This is a genomic window from Microcoleus sp. K4-B3, from assembly GCF_036704615.1.
Lineage (GTDB): Bacteria > Cyanobacteriota > Cyanobacteriia > Cyanobacteriales > Microcoleaceae > Microcoleus.
This window is the reverse complement of record NZ_JAUBSF010000059.1, coordinates 25,585-44,623: the sequence shown is the minus strand read 5'-3', so window position 1 is coordinate 44,623 and position 19,039 is coordinate 25,585. Positions and strand designations below refer to the sequence as shown.

The following is a 19,039-nucleotide window of genomic DNA, read 5'->3' as shown; positions in this document are numbered from 1 at the left end:
ATTGGTTATCAAATGGGGACGGAAACTTAAAAACAAAGGAAATGCTATTATCACAATTTAAATGCGAAACAGCTTAGAAGCTTTCAAAAAGCATAAGTTAGCAGAAAAAGCAGGTGAATCAGGGCGATCGCAGTTGGGATGATTTTAAGAGTGCGCTGTTATATTATTGTTTGTTCCGACATAGATGGCTTGTAAAACCCACCCAATAGCCTGTAGATACTGTCTTGACCTGTCAAGGGGTAGCAGTCAAATAATTGGGGTCGAAAGGCTTTTGGGATTTTAAAATCCCAAAAGGCAAATGCACCAGTTTTCTCATCAGCGCACCAATCACCTGCATTTTGACCTGGACACGACCCAGGGTAAGAGCATCTCAATCATGCTTGACAAAAGCACTTGAGAATTTGCATCATATAGTCATTGTTCATCGCAGCCCGTTTGATTTTTTGTCGCAGGCTACGCTGGAGAGTTGTTTCTTGGTTAACCGCCGGCCAGCGCGAGCCGTCTTACCAGAGCGAAGTTCTGAGGACTGTTTAACGAGCGAATCCGGGATTTATCTTCATTAAAAGTCACATCTAAACTCCAATGCACTTGGTTTTCAATGCTCCAATGTTGACGAATAGCACGACCATTCCGCTTTAGCGTCTACTGGTAAAGAACTTAGGTAAAACTGTACCTCGTGAGTGGTTTTGTTCCACAGATGACGAACTCTTTCGACCATAACAATAGTGCGCAAGCCAGCAAGATTGCTCTTGCTTGTAAAGTCCTCCTAGTTTGGCAAGTGATACCGCCCAAACTTTTCGATTATCGAGGCTCCGGATGTCCCTTTTCGGTTCGGGAATCATAACTCATTTCAATCCCTATGAAATCCTGAGTTTTTGCAGTCTCAAACCAGTCTTTAACTTGATTGTAAAGAGTGGGATGATTGCTTTTTAGTGCCACGATATAATCGGCTTTTTTCTGACGAATCAGTCGGACTATTTCTGTTTGAGTCCCCATCGCATCAATGGTGATAATCGCCCCGGCAATGTCGAGCGCGTTCTAGTAGGGCTGGAATTGCTGTAATTTCATGATTAATGGTCTTCTACTTTGACTTGTCCGAGTACCAAACGCTGTTCGCTCGCCCAAGCTGTCACTAAATGTAAGTTTTTCAAACCTTTCTGTCGCTCGTAAGAACCTCGCCAACTTTTGCCATCTATTGGGATAATTTCTTGGAAGACTGAACCCATAATTTGTTGCAACCATGGTGATAACTTCTGAAGAAAAAACTTTCTGGTCTAGCTTTTCAAACACAAGGGCGGAATGTATCATCGCTGGGGATGCCATTGGGTAACTCTAAAAATTCTTCTAACTATTGCTGCTTGCTGAGTCCATAATTTTCGATGTCTTCCCACCCCGCCAGATCCTGCGATCGTAGCTAATATGGTAATGACCAGAATGTCTTTAAGTAAATGTTGTTTGGTTCGGTCTACTAGGAGGGTCTGGTATGTCATCAAAATAAGTTGAAGGCGCAGTAAGTGTTGCATGGAGATGGGTTGAGAACTGTCGGGCTTCGCTAATGATTTTGGCTCATTCACAACACGATCGAATCCTTTCTCCATTGATTTTTCCTCACCATTCGTGACACAGATGAAGCAGTATTATAGAACCCATTTGACATCTTTGAGGCTGCGTGTCGCTCGCCCGTTGTCTGTCGATGGTCCGTTGTCTGTCGCTCGCCCGTTGTCTGTCGCTCGCCCGTTGTCTGTCGCTCGTCCGTTGTCTGTCGCTCGTCAAAAGCTCTCAAATGGGTTCAAAGAACCGCTATTGACAGGATGCTCTTTTATATCTTGCCCTTTTTGTCAAGTACAATTTATACCAAATTAGATGAGCTTACCCTGAGAAGTAGAGTTGCTTCTCATCCTGATGCTGTCGTCAAATCGAGGTGAAGTCAACTGGCTGTGCATATTCTGCACAATTGTGTCCCAGTAGGTGATTCAGCTTTTGGGGAGATGTCTAATGTTTCTCTCCCAATGACAACTTGAGTAATTTTACTGAATTCTGTCTGCTCTGGAAATAGCGATCGCCTCTCGGGGCAGTTATATAAAATATAAACATTTTGTCAATGTGTAAGTCCTAGCGGCTTCTCTTAATTTTTATTGATTGGCTGGGGGAACTGCGGGGATGAAAATCATCATTTCTCCAAGGGCGTTGATAAATCCTGCTTTGAACCGCCACTATATAGCGCGTCTAAATGAAGGGTCTCATTGACCGAGTAGAGACGTTGCCTGCTACGTCGGTTTAGTCTCCCATAAATTCGTTAATTCCTAGGCTCTCCCTTTAGGCTAAAGGAATTTCAATAATGAACTCTGTCCCAGCACCCTGTTCTGAAAAGCAACTCAGTTGACCACAATGTTTTTCTACAACAATCTGATGACTAATTGATAAACCCAGTCCCGTACCTTTTTCTGCTGGCTTGGTTGTAAATAGATAATCAAATATTTTAGTGCATACCTCTTCCGGCATTCCCAAACCGTTATCTTTAATGTGAATAATGGCAATATTTCGCTGGCGGTCAACTTCAGTGCAAATCATAATTTGTCTGGGATTTGCTTGAATTTGTTCCAAATTTTGCTTCAGAAGAGAATCTTCTAAAGCATCAATGGCATTAGCAATAATGTTAATAAATACCTGATTTATCTGTCCGGGGTAGCACGGTACTAGAGGTAAATTTCCATATACTTTAACGACTTCTATTTTCGGACGTGTATCATTTGCTTTTAATCGATGTTGTAGAATTAGTAATGCACTGTCAATCCCTTCATGCAGGTTAGCTTCTACTTTTGATGTACTATCAGCGCGGGAAAAAGTTCTTAAAGATACACTAATTTGACGAATCCGTTCTACGCCCACTTTCATGGATGAAATAAGCTCGGGTAAGTCTTGTATGAGATACTCTAAATCCACTTCTTCGGCACGAGTTGCAATCACTGCACCTGGAGAGGGAAACTGTTGCTGATAAAGATGAACAATTTCTAATAAATCTTGAATATAAGTTTCAGCATGAGTCAGGTTTCCCTTGATAAAGCCTACTGGATTATTAATTTCATGAGCCACTCCAGCCACTAATTGACCGAGGGTAGACATTTTTTCGCTTTGGATTAATTGGAGTTGAGCTTGTTGTATGGTCTGTAGAGCTTGTTTTAGTTCAGAGGTTCGGTCTTCAACTCGTTTTTCTAATTCTTGATTCAATTGTTGTAAAGTTTTTTCTAAAGTCGTTTTTTCTTCAATTTTTTCTTGGAGCAATTGATTTTTGCTTGCCAGATCTTTGGTCAAGTTTCGCAACTCTAAATGAACTTGAATTCTAGCTAATACTTCTTCTTTTTGAAAGGGTTTAGTGATATAATCTACAGCCCCAAGGCTTAAACCTTTGACTTTTTGATCGGTGTTGCCAAGAGCCGTCATAAAAATGATCGGGATTCCTGAAGTTGACGGGTTACTTTTCAGTCTAGAACAAGTTTCAAATCCGTCAATTCCCGGCATCATTATATCTAATAAAATTAAATCTGGGGTGACATATTCTATTTTTTGCAGCGCACTTTCTCCATCTTGAGCTACTAAAACTTCTAGTCCTGCCTCATCTAAAACGTTAAATATAACACCTAAGTTTGTAGGATTATCATCTACAATTAAGAGGGTGTTTTTTGAGAAAGATAAATTATTCATAAAGCTTTAGCCTTCTCCTTGGTTTTTAATTATAAGCCGCGTAGCGTCCTGACTATCTAATCTGCCAGTTTGCAGAGCCAATCTGCAGCAGGATTTTTCAATTATAAGCTGCGTGACGTTCTGACTATCTAGGGGTCGGGAAAAAATTAACCTTGTCCCATTGGTGTATCATCATATTATAGTTCAATGAGGATGCTAACCAATGTAATCTTTTTTATTTTAACGTAAAGTTTTTGTAACGCACTCTAGTCTTATGGCTTTCCTATCCCTTTCTCTACAGAAGAGTCCTACGTCTGGTGAATAGTCTGTTGCTCTAGAGTATAGACAAATACATTTTTCCTAAAAAGTTATGGGTACAAATGTTGCTAAGTTCCAGAAAATGTCGCTACGCCGTGTCTTAATTGTTCCTTTTGTTTTACAAATCTTTACAGCCGTAGGGTTAACCGGATATTTTTCGTTACAAAACGGACAGAAAGCAGTTAATGATGTAGCCGCACAGTTGCGCCGTGAAATTGCCACCAGAATTGAGCAGAATTTGCATACCTATCTAGCGGTTCCCCATTTAGTTAATCAAATTAATGCAGATGCTATTAGTCTTGGTCAATTTAGCCTAGACAACCTGACAGTATGGGAGCGTCATTTTTGGCAACAAAAAAATCGCTTTAATAGCGTAGATGGCCTGACAATTATCAATGAAAAAGGCCAAGGTGTATCTATTATTAGTAACGATGAAAGAAAGCGAGTCCTTCAAGCAACAAGTCCAACCAAGCCGAACCAAGTATTCATGTATTTGGCTGGTAGTCAAGGAGAAAGAAGAAAATTAATCAAAGTGGTTAAAAATTTCGATCCCCGAAGAATTACAGCTTACAAAGAAAGCATGGAAGCTAGTAAACCCACCTGGACTAAAATACATTTTGGTGAACTTATTATCACCCCTATAATGACAGCAGGGCAACCAGTTTTTGATAAAAATGGAAAAGCTACTGGTGTCTTGTTAACTACTCTACGTTTATCCCTAATTGGGAATTTTTTGCAAACTTTAAAAGTTGGAAAAACAGGACAAACTTTTATTATCGAGCGAAGCGGAATGCTAGTGGCAACTTCCACATCAGAAAAACCATACCGAAATAGGCAAAGATTTCCAGCCACTGACAGCAAAGATATTTTAACCCAAGCGACTGCAAAATATCTAACAGAGCGATTTAACAATTTCAATTATATTAAAAATTCTCAGCCGTTAGATTTCTTACTAAACGGACAAAAACAATTCGTACAAGTTGTTCCTTTTCAAGATGGTAAAGGGATTGATTGGTTAATTGTAATGGCGGTTCCAGAAAAGGATTTTATGGAACAAATTAACAGGAGTAGACATACGACGATTTTACTATGTCTTTTGGCACTATTTTTCGCAACAGTTTTGGGAATTGTGACTTCTGAATGGATAGCCCGACCGATTCGGCGTTTGGGTAAAGCCACAAGCGCGATCGCTGACGGCGACTTCGAGCAAAAAGTAACGGCTTCCTCGGTTAAAGAAATCAGCGCTTTAGCGACTTCTTTCAATTTAATGAGCCAGCAACTCAAGCAGTCCTACGCACAATTAGAAGATTATTCGCACTCCTTAGAACAAAAAGTCGCAGAAAGAACTCAAGCATTAGAGCAAGAAATGCGCGATCGCCAACAGATACAAGAGACACTCCGGCAAAGCGAAGAAAGGTATCAATTAACTCTAGAAAGCGTTAATGAAGGCATCTGGGACTGGCGAATCCAAACAAACACCATCTATTTTTCACCCCAATGGAAAGCCATGCTAGGCTATCAAGACAACGAAATTATTAACCTATTTAGCTCTTGGGAAGCACTGGTTCACCCCGATAATTTACAGCCGATATTAGACTCTTTAGAAGACTATTTAAAAAGTGGAACTAAGGAACCTTATAGTTGGGAATTTCAGATGCGGCACAAAAACGGTAGCTACAGGTGGATACTTTCGCGAGGTCGGGTTGTCGAGCGGGATGCGGAAGGCCAACCCCTACGTTTAGTCGGCTCTCACACCGATCTTACCGATCGCAAACAAACGGAAATAGAATTGCAAATAGCCAAGGAAGCTGCCGACGCTGCGAACAAAGCCAAAAGCGAATTTTTGGCAAACATGAGCCACGAACTTCGCACACCCCTCAACGGTATATTGGGCTACGCTCAAATCCTCATGCGTTCAAAAAATTTAGACTCTCAAGATCTGAACGGTCTGAAAATTATTCATCAGTGTGGCTCTCATTTGCTCACTTTAATTAATGACATCCTCGACTTTTCTAAAATCGAAGCTAGGAGAATAGAACTTTACCCGACGCCATTTCATTTTTGGGCATTTTTAGAAGATGTCAGCCAAATCTTTCGCCTCAGATCCGAACAAAAAGCCATCAGTTTTATTTGTCAATTTGACTCTTCCTTACCCACCAACGTGCAAGGGGATGAAAAACGCTTAAGGCAGATTTTAATTAATCTCTTAGGTAATGCTGTAAAATTTACCGATCGAGGGGGCGTTACTTTCAAAGTTCAACTCATAAAATCAGTAGCCTTAGAACCTAACCCGAAGGAATTAAACGCCATCAACACTATCCGCTTTCAAATTGAAGATACTGGAGTTGGGATCGGCGAAGAGCAAATGCAGAAAATTTTTAAACCTTTTGAACAGGTAGGTGATACCAATAAAATGGCAGAAGGGACAGGTTTGGGATTGGCAATTAGCTTAAAAATTATCGAAATGATGGGGGGTAGTATTCGAGCGGCCAGTCAGTTAAATGCTGGCAGCCAATTTTGGTTTGATTTAGATTTACCTTCTGCTAGTAAATGGGAATCGGCAATTCAGCTACAAGCTGCGATCGCTGGCTATCAGGGAACTAAATTGAAAATTCTCGCAGTTGACGATCAGTGGGAAAATCGATCTGTGCTGGTTAATTTGTTGACACCCCTTGGCTTTGAAGTGCTAGAAGCTGTTAATGCCAAAGAAGCTTTAAAACAAGTTATTTGTGGTCAATTCAATGCAATTATTACTGATTTAGTCATGCCAGAAATGGATGGTTTCGAGTTAGTAAGCCGTCTCCGCTCTCAACCTAAATTTCAAGATTTAGTCATTATCGTTTCTTCAGCTAGCGCGTTTGAAGCTGACCAGTATAAGAGTTTAGATGTCGGCGCAAATGCTTTTTTACCCAAACCCGTACAGGCGGCTGAGTTATTGGTATTGCTACAAAAGCATTTAGGGATATCTTGGGTATATCAAGAATCACCTCACCTCAATCAAAATGTCAATCAATCCGTACAATTAGATTCAGCTTCTTCGTTAGTACCTCCACCAGATGAAGAACTGGTAATTTTATACGATTTGGTTATGAGAGGTAATTTAAAAGCAGTGACTCAACAAGTTGAACAGTTAAAAAAATTGGATGCAAAATATATTCCCTTTGCCGAACGGGTAGGTGAATTGGCTGCAAGCTTTCAGGAAAAAAAATTACGGTTATTTATCAACGATTACAAAGCCGATAACAAAAATCAAATTGATGGTTGAAAATAACGCGATTCAATTATAAGCCTATAAACCGCGTGGCGTTATGACTATCTAAGGGGCGAGAAAAAAAGTAACCTTGTCCGAAAATACATCCTAGTTCTCGAATAATTTCTATTTGTTCTTGAGTTTCCAATCCTTCAGCAACAATTTCCATATTTAATTTTTTACCTAATAATATAATTGTTTGAATTAAACTTGTATCGTTGGGATTTCGAGCCAGGTTTTGCAAAAAGGAACGATCGATTTTTAAAGTATCAATTGGCAAATCTTTGAGTAAACTTAATGAAGAGTAGCCAGTACAAAAATCATCGATACATATACCAACACCCATAGCTTTTAAAAATTCAAAGTTTAAATTTGTTGTTTTTAATAGACAACTTTCAGTGATTTCTATATTTAAAGTGTTTTTATTTATCCCAGTTTGTTGTAAGATTTCTGCAATTTGTTCAAATAAATTAACTTGCTGGAATTGAATGGGAGAAAAGTTAACGTTCATTTTCAAAGGCAAGTCAGGCAATTCCTCTTGCCAACGTCGTAACTGGTTGCAAGCTTCGCGTAAAATCCACCAACCTAAAGGATTAATTAATCCTGTTTCTTCAGCAACAGGGATAAATTGATCTGGTGAAATCATGCCTTTGGGATGATTCCAGCGGATTAAAGCTTCAAAACCTTTAATTTCTTCAGTAATGAGGGAAACAATAGGTTGATAGTACAAGCAAAATTCTTGTTGAGCGATCGCTTTTCGCAAGTCTTGCTCCAGTTCGAGGCGTGCGATCGCATCTGCTTGCATCTGCGGATCGAAAACCTGATAGTTACCACTTCCCTGCTTTTTGGCTCGATACATCGCAATATCCACATCTCTAAGGATATCCATCGGTTGTTGATAATCCATTGCACTAGAAGTTATACCAATACTCGCTTCTACGATCGCTTCGTAGTCATTAAACTTAAAGGGTAACTTGAACTGTTCTAATAGTTCTTGAGCAACTGTAATCCCTGTTTCTATTTCTACTAAAATCACAAATTCATCCCCACCCATGCGCGTTGCAGTTTGGGAAGATTTTAAACATCCTTGCATCCGCTTGGCTACGCACTTTAGTAGCTCATCTCCTGCTAAATGTCCCAGGCTATCATTAATAATTTTAAAGCGATCTAAGTCAATAAACAAAACAGAATAACTTGAATTTGCTGCAATTAGCTCCTGCAATCGCTTAATCAACCAGTCTCGATTTGGCAAACCTGTTAAGGAGTCATAAAAGGCATTATGCTCTAATTGAGCTTGACTTCTGTACAAGTCTTGCAGCGTTTGAGAAAGTTCTGCTGTTCGTTCCTTGACTCGGATTTCTAATTTTTGATTTAGCTGTTTTAAGTCTGCACGAGCCTTAGCATGTTCACCAATTTCTTGCAATAAATGCTGATTTTTAGCTTCAATAGTTGTAGTTAAATGTCGCAGATCTAAATGAGTTTTAATTCTCGCTAAAACCTCTTCTTTTTGAAAAGGTTTAATAATATAATCTACGGCTCCTAAAGATAAACCTTTGACAACATTATCTGTTTCAGAAAGAGCCGTAATAAAAATTACAGGAATTTGACTCCATAAAGGGTTTTCTTTCAAGCGTTCATAAGTTTCAAATCCATCTATTCCGGGCATCATTATATCTAATAAAATTAGGTCGGGAATCACATAATTTATTTTTTGGATAGCACTTTCTCCATCTTGAGCTACCAAAACCTCAAAACTAGCTTCACTGAGGAAATCCGCTAAGATTCCTAAATTAGCAGGGACATCATCCACTACCAAAATTGTATTTGAGTAAGACATTGAATTGTTCATAAATTTATTTCCTTGTATTGAGTGAGCATTTCCAATATTTTTTTCTCTTGAAACTCTTTAGCTAACTGCCGCAATTTTGACGCAAATGACATATATTTTGGATCGGTTTTTTCAATAGTTTCTGTCTGTTTTATAATCTCTTTCAAATTACCTCGCAAAGCCAAATTAAACAGTTTATCTAATGCTTCTGGAGGAGGAGGAACAATTTTATCGTAATTGGGTTTCCTTCCTGAAGGCATCAATGATGCAGCTTCATAAATCCACTCTATTTGTAAATGAAGTTCTAACTTTTCTAAAAGTTCTTCAGCTTGAACGGGTTTGGCTAAAAAATCAACTGCTCCCGCTTGTAAGCTTTGATTTTGGTCGGTTTCAAAAACACTCGCCGAAGAAACAATTATTTTAATATCTTTTAATTCTAAGCTTGTTTTCCAGTATGCCATTAATTGAAATCCATCCATTTCTGGCATAATTAAATCTGTAATCACTAAATCTGGTTTAGCCTGAGTTGCTATGTTCAATCCTTGTTTACCGTTAGTCGCTTCTATTACTTCAAATCCTAGAGGAGTCAGTAAATTAACAATGACCGATCGATTTTCCCAACGATCGTCAATCACGAGAATTTTTTGGGGATTTCCTTTAAATCCAATAATTTTACCTTTGTCAGTTTGAGAACTTGTATTAACCCATTCTGTGGCTTCTAATAGCTCTAAATCAAACCCAAAAATACTGCCCATTTGTAATTGACTGGTGACTTGAATGGTACTACCCATTAATTGAATAATTTTTTGAGTGATTGCCAGTCCTAATCCCGTTCCTTCTGCTTGATTTTTGCGAGATCCAACTTGTTCAAAAGGTAAAAATATTTTGGCGATTTCTTCGGGTTTAATTCCTACTCCTGTATCTTTGACACTGAAGCGAATTTTACAGCGAGTTTGATGGGAAAAAGTAATATTTTTTTCAATTAAACTGACACTAAAACTTATGTCTCCTATTTTGGTAAATTTGATGGCGTTACCAATAAGGTTAATTAATGCTTGTCGCAAGCGTTTTTCGTCGGCGTGAATGGCAATGGGTAAATCGGGATCGGGTTGGTAGCTAAATTTGAGACTTTTTTGTTCGGCGCGAATGCGACAAATTTCGGCAACGGCCTGCAGAAAAGCGGGAAAATGAAATTCTGTAGGGTAGAGTTCCATTTTCTGAGCTTCTATTTTAGACAGATCGAGAATATCGTTAATCAAAGTTAGCAGGTGAGAACCGCACTGGTAGATAATTTCAATGCTATTTTGTTCGTGTTCTCCTAGTTTTACAGAACGTTTGAGGATTTGGGCATAGCCTAAGATCCCGTTGAGTGGGGTTCGCAGTTCGTGACTCATGTTAGCCAGAAACTCGCTTTTGGCGCGGTTGGCATTTTCTGCGGCTTCTTTAGCGGCATAAATTTCTTGTTCGGCACGTTTGTATTCGGTAATATCTTCTACTGTACCTTCGTAGTAGAGAATATTGCCATTTTCATCACAAATAGCGCGAGCATTTTCTGAAATCCAAATAATACTACCGTCGCGGCAATAAACTTGAGATTCAAAGTCGGCAACACTGCCGCAATCGCTTATAATTTTTACCAATTCTTCTCGGTGGTTGGGATCTACATAAAGTTGTTGTTTAATATTGGTTAATTTGCCAATTAATTCGCCAGGAGAATTGTAACCATAAATTTCAGCCAAGGCTGGATTAGCGCTAAGATATTCCCCTGCTGGCGTAACTTGGAAAATTCCATTAATTGAATTGTTAAAAATGCTGCGATATTTGGCTTCAGCAGCTTGTAATTCTTTTTCAAATTGCAGTCGCTTTTTGCGGTTGCTGACCAAAGCTATAAAAACGTAAGTAACTACCGCTAATACTAGCAGTGCAAACCCGATGATTTGATATTTTCTACCAACTAACTGATTCAGTCGCTGTTCCAATAAACGATCTAAAAGTGGAAAAGCTGTATCGTAAAGTTTTAATTGGGACTCTAGGGCAGTTTCGGCTGTAGCTATATATACGAATGGCTGTAAGTTGATGCTGTTGGCATTAATGATATCTTTGTCGAGTAAGTCAATAAATCTTTTGATATCCTTGAAATTTTCGCGCACGCTAGTGGATAGCTGCCGCTGAATTTGCGGATTAGCATTAGCAGAAATTTGCAAGCCTCTTTCCACTGCTTGTATAGGCGGTGCAATTAAACTCCGAATAATCAAAAGTTTTGCTCGATCGCTGTCGGCAATTTTTTTTTTAGCTTGTTGAGCGACGATCTTTGCACCGAGATCTTTAGCTTGAGCCGTATTCTCTATCGTTAATGGTAGCTGCGTGACCACTGTATCCATTAAATAATAACTGTCTAAAGATGGATCTAGAATGAGATTAGAAACATCTCCGACGTGGGCAATTAAAGCGAGGATATCGTTAACAAGAGTTGTATATTCTTGCCAGCTTTGGGTAGGAGATAAGTTTAATTTTTGCTTGTTTAATCGCTGCCAGTTGCCATTAATGGAAGTTTTGATCGCTAGCCATTGCCGGCTAGCTGTAAATTGGGGCGATAGCTGTTTTTCCACTGCATTGAGGTTTTGGATTGCCGTTTCGATCTTTTCTGTTGCCGTGGCGATCGCAGGTGCTAAAGACTTGTCCCCATTTAAATATTGATTAACTTGCGTGCGCTGTTCAATAACAGCGACAAGCAAATTTTTCAAAGGATAGTTATAAGCCAAGCCGAGTTTTTCTTTTTGAGCAAATTCAATTTTGCTATCAATTTCAGCAATTAATTGATAAACTACCAGAGCAAAAGGAAATACAAAAATCAACAACAACGCAATTAAATTTATGGGTTCTGTGAGGCGCTGGTGTAGGTGTTTGTTCATAATCTAATAAGTAATGGATAATGATTTATGTTGAAATAGCTATTAAGATGATTGTCAATCTGCGCTCTAACCTCATGGTAGAGTTTGACAATTTCTTTAGTAGCTGTTTGTCCATTCTGTAAAGAGACATACCCCGTTATTCCTACACCCACAAAAATATTTAGGATAAAAGGTGGAAACAAGAGCAGACCTAAGAGGATGTTTTAAAAGTCCGCTCAGGTATAATTTAGCTTTTCTGATTGGGCTTAACTGAGACGATAAATCAAGGTTTGGGCCCCTACTTAGATGCTTCTTTGTGCCAACTATGAGGTCAAACTACCCTTTTAAAACGTCCTCTAACGTAACTTTGGGAGTTGCAGTCATCCACTAACTGGCTGAAGCTTTTTTAGAATTTGCCCAGGTACTTGGTTAATATCAATATTACGCTGTCTTTGGCTTAGCAATACGTATTATAGTTGAACGAAGATGCTAATCCATGTCATTTTTATTACATTACATTAATTAAAATTCCTAAACAAGACTCTAATTTTATAACTATTCTATCCTCTTCTCTACGGAAGAGTCCTTTTTTTGGTAAACATTCTATTCTTTAAAACCATATAGTAATACATTTTTTGACAAGTTTATGTATAGAATTGTTGCTAATCCTCAGAAAAGACCGCTCCCCAGTATCTTACTTCTAGGACTTGCGCATATACAAAATGTTTATATTTTGTATAAATTCCCTAGAGGCGATCGCTATTTCCAGAGCAGACAGAATTCAGTAAATTACTCAAGTTGTCATTGGGCCCAGAAACCTTAGACATCTCCCCAAAAGCTGAATCACCTACTGGGACACAATTGTGCAGAATATGCACAGCCAGTTGACTTCACCTCGATTTGACGACAGCATCAGGATGAGAAGCAATTCTAGTTAAAAGCTAGTCCAGAAATAGGGCTTAGTTTAGTCGTTTTTTTGATAATGATGAGGGAGAGTGTACATCATCAAACGATCGCTAAAGCTATTGAGTAGAGGATTGATATTGCTGGGGCGATCGCCCTTCCTTCCCTCGCATTCAAACAAACTTAGCTACAATAAGCTATACTGTGCTCGGCGACTCCCCAAATCGAACAATTTGCCGTGGTTTATGTCTAACTCCTCCCTCCTCACCCCTGGTTCGACTCTCGAAAAACGCTACCGCATCCTCCGCGAATTAGGCCGCGGTGGCTTCGGCCGCACTTATCTCGCCGAAGATATCAACCGCTACGGCGAACACTGCGTGCTCAAAGAGTTTTCTCCGGTGGTTCACAGCCCCAAAGCGGCCGAATTGTTCGATCGCGAATCGAGTATGCTTTACAACCTCCAACACCCGCAAATTCCCAGGTTTCGAGAACTCCTGCGAACGGATTTGGGCGGAAATCCATCTTTATTTTTAGTGCAAGATTATATCAAGGGTCAAACCTACGAAGAAATATTGATATCGCGCCAGCAGCAAGGTAAAAATTTTACCGAAGCTGAAGTTACTCAACTGCTATTTCAGCTTTTACCAGTTTTAGAATACATCCACTCAAAAAATTTAATTCACCGCGATATTTCCCCGGATAATATTATTCAGCATGATGCTGACAAACTACCATTTTTAATTGATTTCGGTTCCGTCAAGCAAATCGCAGCCAATGCCGTACTTCAGGTTAACGGACAATCGGATACGGCGATCGGCAAACAGGGTTATTCGCCAGCCGAACAAATGCGGCTGGGTAAAGTTTCTGCTGCTAGCGATTTGTACGCTTTAGCCGTCACGGCTTTAGTCTTGCTAACTGGCAAAAAGCCTCAAAAATTGTACGATATCAATAATAAAACTTGGGATTGGCGATCGCACGTCACAGTCAGTCAAAATCTCGGTACTGTGTTGGATAAGATGCTAGCAGAACAACCGGGCGATCGCTACCAATCTGCAAAAGCAGTCCGCGAAGCACTCAAAGATCCAAAACTATCTCAAATTAGCAGTATAATTTCCCAAATAGCGACAATGAACTTTGTCGGCCGCCCTTTCAAAAACATTACTCAAACTGCTACCAGCAATCATACTCCTGTTAACCACAACCCTCAAATTGTTAAAAAAACCAACATTTTCAAATTAATTCCTTGGAAAGCAGTCGCGAGTTTAAGCGTGGTTTTGTTGCCGGGAATGTTAGCTTTTAGTGTAGTCAAATCAGGTTTTACATTGCCCAAAGTCCCTGAACTTCCCAAGTTTCCCGAACTGCCGCAACTTCGCGATACATCATTAAATGCAGAAATAGCTAGGCAAGAAGAAATTGGCAAGCGACGCAAAAATCTCAACATTGATAGAGATATTTTCTATCAAAAAGTTGATGAATTATATTACAATAAATATCCTGAATTACAAGGGCGCAGCTTGACAGAAAAGCCTGAAGATGCAGAAATTAGGCGGAAATGGTATGAAGTTGCTGAGGATTTGCTGGACAAGTTGGAGAAAGGAGGACAGTTGTGAAATTTAAGATAACATAGTGATTGAACCGCTGAGGGCGCTGAGGGCGCTGAGGGAAGAGGAACAGGGGGCAAGGAAAGAGAGGGAAGAGAAAGATAACTTTATCTGGTTTAATACAAATTGGTATAGGCAACGCACTTTTAGTTTATTACAAAATGGATTCTATTCAACTTACAGGAATTCGCTGCTACGGATATACAGGCTATCTGCCGGAAGAGCAAGTTTTGGGGCAGTGGTTTGAAGTGGATGTTACTCTCTGGCTGGATTTATCGCAAGCTGGAAAAAGTGATGATATTCAACATACTCTTGATTACCGCAGCGCAATTACTCTGATTCAAAAGCTAGTCAAAGACTCGAAGTTTTTATTAATCGAACGCCTAGCAGATACTATTGCTCAAGCGCTTTTACAACTACCGTTAGTCGAGAAAGTTAAACTACAACTCTCGAAACCTGCTGCCCCCATCCCTGATTTCGGTGGCAGAATTACTCTAGAAATTACTAGAAGTCATTAGTAATTAGTCATTAGTTCTTAGTTCTTAGTCCTTAGTCCTTAGTCCTTAGTCATCAGTCTTTAATCTGCATTAGTTTGTCACTAATGACTGATGACTGATGACCGATGACTATTGACTAATTACCACTTCAGCAAATTAAATTCTTCCATGTCTACTGTATTGCGGTTGCGATAAATCGCCAAAACAATTGCCAAACCTACGGCAGCCTCAGCAGCAGCTACGGTAACTACAAACACCGTAAATACTTGACCTTTAATCTGTACGGGGTCAAGATAATTGGAGAAACCCATCAAATTGAGATTGACAGCATTCAGCATCAACTCGATCGACATCAACACGCGCACTGCATTGCGGCTAGTAATCAAACCATAAACACCAATGCAGAAAAGTGCGGCGGCTAATAACAGAAAATACTGGAGTTGCAGTTGCATAAATTTTGCGATTTTCTCTCAATCAATATTACTACCAAACAGACAGATAGGTGCGCACTGCGCACCCTAATGTTACTTAGATTCGGGCGAAGAAACATCTCCGGCAGAAACTAATTCGCGAGGTCTTTCTTGCAAACTAAAAGCGGGTGTTTCAGATAGCTTGTTCGACGACAATTCATCGGGGAAGAAATCGCGACGTGCTAGCACAATTGCTCCTACCATTGCCATTAACAAAAACACTGATGCTAACTCGAAAGGCAGCAAAAAGTCGGTGAAGAAATGTTTGGCGATCGTCACGATCGAACTTTCTGCAGGTGCTCCTGTCGTCGCCACAATAGCCCAAGGAGTAGACACCACCATCGTACCCAAAAGCGCAAACAAGCCTACGCAAACTACTGCTGTTGCTACTTGACGCACCCAAGCGTTGGGAATTGTGCGGAAATCTTCGCGCTTGTTCACCAACATAATCGCAAACAAAATCAAGACGTTAACAGCGCCAACATAAATCAATACCTGCGCTGCTGCTACAAAGTCGGCATTCAGCAACAGGTACAAGCCCGCAATGCTGGTAAATACGCCGCACAGCAAAAAAGCTGAGTAAACGATGTTGGAGAACAGCACTACTCCTAGTGCTCCTGCAATCATCATTACGGACAGTATGCCAAACGAAACAATTTGAACCCCTTCGGCTAGATTCACAATTTTTAATCCTCTGTTAATTGGGCATTGGGGATTAGGCATTGGGGATTGGGCATTGGGGATTGGGCATTGGGGATTGGGCATTGGAAATTTGTTATTTGTTATTAGAAAAACTACTAACAAGTAATCATTAACCATTAACCACTAACTACTAACTATGCCCCATGCCCCATGCCCCATGCCCCATGTCCCATTACCTATTTTTCGCTAATTTCCTCTGGAGGGAGACCTGCGCGCCGATCGCTGCTGGAAACTCCATGAGGGTCGATCGCACCTTTCGGCAAATAAGCGAATTCCCGCAGCGGTGTCACCATCGGGTCATCTGTAACCTTGTAGGGCAAACGTCCGAGGGCCACGTTGTCAAAATTCAATTCATGACGTTCGTAGGTGGCTAACTCGTACTCTTCTGTCATCGACAAACAATTAGTCGGACAATATTCTACGCAGTTGCCACAGAAGATACACACTCCGAAATCGATACTGTAGTGCTTGAGTTGTTTCTTCTTAGTTTCTTTGTTAAATTCCCAATCCACCACAGGCAAATTGATCGGACACACCCGAACGCAGACTTCGCACGAGATGCACTTGTCAAATTCAAAGTGAATTCTGCCCCGAAAACGTTCGGAAGGAATTAATTTTTCGTAAGGATACTGAACCGTAATCGGTCGGCGTCTCATGTGGTCAAAAGTTACAGATAGCCCTTGACCGATATACTTAGCAGCTTGAAAAGTTTCTTTGGCGTATTCGCCTACTTGATTGAGGAATTTTAGCATGGTGTTCTCTCTCTGTACTTGAGCTTTTGGTAATTGCTAATTTATAATAGGTAATTGGTTAACAGCTATTTTTTTCCCTGTTGCCATTTACCTATTATGAATTAACCGCCAAAAGCAAAGGGAAAGGCAAGCTTCAAAGCTGCGGTCAATAGCAAATTAACTAAAGCAACCGGCAGCAAAAACTTCCATCCCAAATCTAGCAATTGGTCGATCCGAACTCGCGGTAGAGTCCAGCGGAGCAGAACTGCCAGAAACAGGAAAAAGTAGGCTTTCAGCATGGTCATCGTAATGCCCAGCATGCCGGTAATTACCTGCAACCAAGGAGTCGTCTCGCTCAATCCCAAGGCATTAGTGATGACTCCGACAGGAATCGGGCACTCCCAGCCGCCAAGGTACAGAACGGCTACTAGCAGGCAAGAAAGGACGAGGTTAACGTAGGAAGCGATGTAGTACAAAGCAAATTTCATGCCCGTGTACTCAGTCTGATATCCTGCTACCAATTCTTCTTCTGCTTCCGGGAGGTCAAAGGGCAACCGTTCGCATTCTGCTAGTGCTGCTATCCAGAAAATCAGGAAACCTGCTGGTTGCCGCCAGATATTCCAGCCGACAATGCCGTAGCCGGCTTGCTGGTGTACGATGTCGATCGTACTGAGGCTGTTGGACATCATCACAACTGCCAATACTGCCAAAGCTAGGGGAATTTCGTAGCTGAGGGATTGAGCGGCTGCTCTGAGTCCGCCGAGGAGGGCGTATTTGTTGTTTGAAGCATAGCCTGACATCAGCAAGCCGATCGGCTGAATGCTAGAAAGAGCAATCCACAGAAATATTGCTGTCCCCATATCGGCGATCAGCATATGCTCTCCGAAGGGCACGATTAAGTAGGACAGAAAAACTGGAATCACTACAATGACCGGCCCTAGCGTAAACAGCAGCGCGTCAGCTTTTGCCGGTACAATGTCTTCTTTGAATACCAACTTCAGCCCGTCAGCAACGGGTGCTAGGACTCCCAGAGGGCCGATAAATTCCGGGCCGATCCGCTGTTGAGCCGCCGCAGAAATTTTCCGTTCCAGCCAGACGCTAGTCAGTACCCCGAATACAGCACCGACAATCATCAGCACCATTGGCAGCGGTAGCCAAAGCAGATGGGCGATGTCCGCCGGTAAGCCCAAATTGATCAGGGCATCTACAAAACTTCCTTGTAAGTCAATTCCTGGGTTCATGTTTCCAGCTTTTGAGCGCTCAGCATATAATTTTTCACCCGTCCTTCGTAGGAGTAGGCTTAGAAATCGGGGTCTTTGTAAAGATTTTTAATGCTTTACCGCCTAATAGTATATCGCCCGACTGGCTCTAAGAACGCACAGGCAGGGTGAAATTATTTTTATGTCAGAGTCCAGGTTAGCTAATGGGTTTGCAATTTATGTATGTTCAGTCTGGCAACAAGCTTAGTCGATTTTAGATTTTAGATTTTAGATTTTAGATTTTAGATTTAATGAACATGGAACGCCAAACAAAAGGGCAGAGAGTTAACTCTCTGCCCTTTTAATGCTTTAAAGTAACTTTCAAATGGCTTAGCTTAAACCATTGATTTTACGTCACTTCTTGTATGGAACTGGGCAGAATCGAACTGCCGTCCAAAGCGGGTATTTACCTTCCGATCGTTCACAGGTTTATCCCTTCTAATCCTCAGGGCGGGAACCATCTTTATCCCAAATGGGGGGATTTTCTAGTGATTGCTTTCCTAGCTAGCCGACTAGAAACGTTTAGCTAGGGCATCCGTTGGGGGTTGTTATGCTACCGTTAACGGAGTTAGGTTGCATACACTCTAAACCGTGCTCAAGAAGTTTTTTAGGCTACAGCGACGGCTTTGCGAGCGAAAGGAACGATGTTGTTCGCATTTACTTTTTTGTTTGAGCCGGTATTTGCGAGAGGAGACTCACTCTCGACCTGCATCACGGAGCAGCTTTCGCCACCCTGTCGAAACCATTACAGCCCCTCGTGTGTTCTTTAATCATAGACAATATTTCGTGTTGCGTCAACTAGATTTTAGATTTTAGATTTTGGATTTTAGATTGGGGATTAAAGAAACCGGGTTTTTTGCGGTTTTTGTCTGCTTTAACGAAGTCTTGGAGCAAAAACCCGGTTTCTG

At 40.8% G+C, this 19,039-nt stretch carries 10 protein-coding genes, 1 other RNA gene and 1 pseudogene; 3 read left to right on the top strand and 9 right to left on the bottom strand.

What is annotated here, in order from left to right:
* Nucleotides 1–374 precede the first annotated feature (374 nt).
* Nucleotides 375–1,469, bottom strand: a pseudogene (locus QUA78_RS21915) (ISAs1 family transposase); the annotation flags it as partial.
* Nucleotides 1,470–2,316: 847 nt separating this feature from the next.
* Entirely contained in the window at nt 2,317–3,702 is a 1,386-nt protein-coding gene (locus QUA78_RS21910; protein WP_333301655.1) for a response regulator, read from the bottom strand.
* A gap of 349 nt (nt 3,703–4,051) precedes the next feature.
* On the opposite strand from QUA78_RS21910, the gene QUA78_RS21905 reads away from it, so the two are divergent.
* A complete protein-coding gene (locus tag QUA78_RS21905; protein WP_333301656.1) occupies nt 4,052–7,264 on the top strand; it encodes a PAS domain-containing protein in 3,213 nt (1,070 codons plus the stop codon).
* Nucleotides 7,265–7,280: 16 nt separating this feature from the next.
* Here the strand turns inward: QUA78_RS21905 and QUA78_RS21900 are convergent, their stop codons facing one another.
* Both QUA78_RS21900 and QUA78_RS21895 read right to left on the bottom strand, forming a co-directional pair.
* Nucleotides 7,281–9,098 (bottom strand): EAL domain-containing protein, encoded by a 1,818-nt coding sequence (locus QUA78_RS21900; RefSeq protein ID WP_333399013.1) that lies wholly within the window; start codon nt 9,096–9,098, stop codon nt 7,281–7,283.
* On the bottom strand, nt 9,095–11,989 hold the full coding sequence (locus QUA78_RS21895) for an ATP-binding protein (RefSeq protein WP_333301657.1): 2,895 nt from the start codon (nt 11,987–11,989) through the stop codon (nt 9,095–9,097). The genes QUA78_RS21900 and QUA78_RS21895 overlap by 4 nt, the downstream gene beginning before the upstream one ends.
* A 1,127-nt stretch (nt 11,990–13,116) precedes the next feature.
* Here QUA78_RS21895 and QUA78_RS21890 point away from each other — a divergent pair.
* Together QUA78_RS21890 and folB are read left to right on the top strand one after the other, a co-directional pair.
* The gene (locus QUA78_RS21890) at nt 13,117–14,481 is read left to right on the top strand and encodes a serine/threonine-protein kinase (protein WP_333301658.1); all 1,365 of its coding nucleotides are present in this window, start codon (nt 13,117–13,119) and stop codon (nt 14,479–14,481) included.
* 152 nt (nt 14,482–14,633) lie between these two features.
* Nucleotides 14,634–14,990, top strand: coding sequence for a dihydroneopterin aldolase (gene folB, locus QUA78_RS21885; protein WP_172190257.1), 357 nt, complete (start codon nt 14,634–14,636; stop codon nt 14,988–14,990).
* A gap of 119 nt (nt 14,991–15,109) precedes the next feature.
* On the opposite strand, the gene nuoK is transcribed toward folB, so the two are convergent.
* The 5 genes from nuoK to ssrA form a co-directional block, all read right to left on the bottom strand.
* The gene (nuoK, locus tag QUA78_RS21880) at nt 15,110–15,415 is read right to left on the bottom strand and encodes an NADH-quinone oxidoreductase subunit NuoK (protein ID WP_333130637.1); all 306 of its coding nucleotides are present in this window, start codon (nt 15,413–15,415) and stop codon (nt 15,110–15,112) included.
* A gap of 78 nt (nt 15,416–15,493) precedes the next feature.
* Nucleotides 15,494–16,120 (bottom strand): NADH-quinone oxidoreductase subunit J, encoded by a 627-nt coding sequence (locus QUA78_RS21875; protein WP_333301659.1) that lies wholly within the window; start codon nt 16,118–16,120, stop codon nt 15,494–15,496.
* A gap of 197 nt (nt 16,121–16,317) precedes the next feature.
* Nucleotides 16,318–16,893: an NAD(P)H-quinone oxidoreductase subunit I gene (ndhI, locus tag QUA78_RS21870; RefSeq protein ID WP_333192843.1), complete on the bottom strand. Its 576-nt coding sequence runs from the start codon at nt 16,891–16,893 to the stop codon at nt 16,318–16,320.
* 101 nt (nt 16,894–16,994) lie between these two features.
* Nucleotides 16,995–18,113 carry an NADH-quinone oxidoreductase subunit NuoH gene (nuoH, locus tag QUA78_RS21865; RefSeq protein WP_333301660.1) on the bottom strand — a complete coding sequence of 373 codons (1,119 nt, stop codon included), beginning with the start codon at nt 18,111–18,113 and terminating at the stop codon, nt 16,995–16,997.
* A 381-nt stretch (nt 18,114–18,494) separates the two neighbouring features.
* Nucleotides 18,495–18,886: a transfer-messenger RNA gene (gene ssrA, locus QUA78_RS21860) on the bottom strand.
* Between the last annotated feature and the right edge of the window lie 153 nt (nt 18,887–19,039).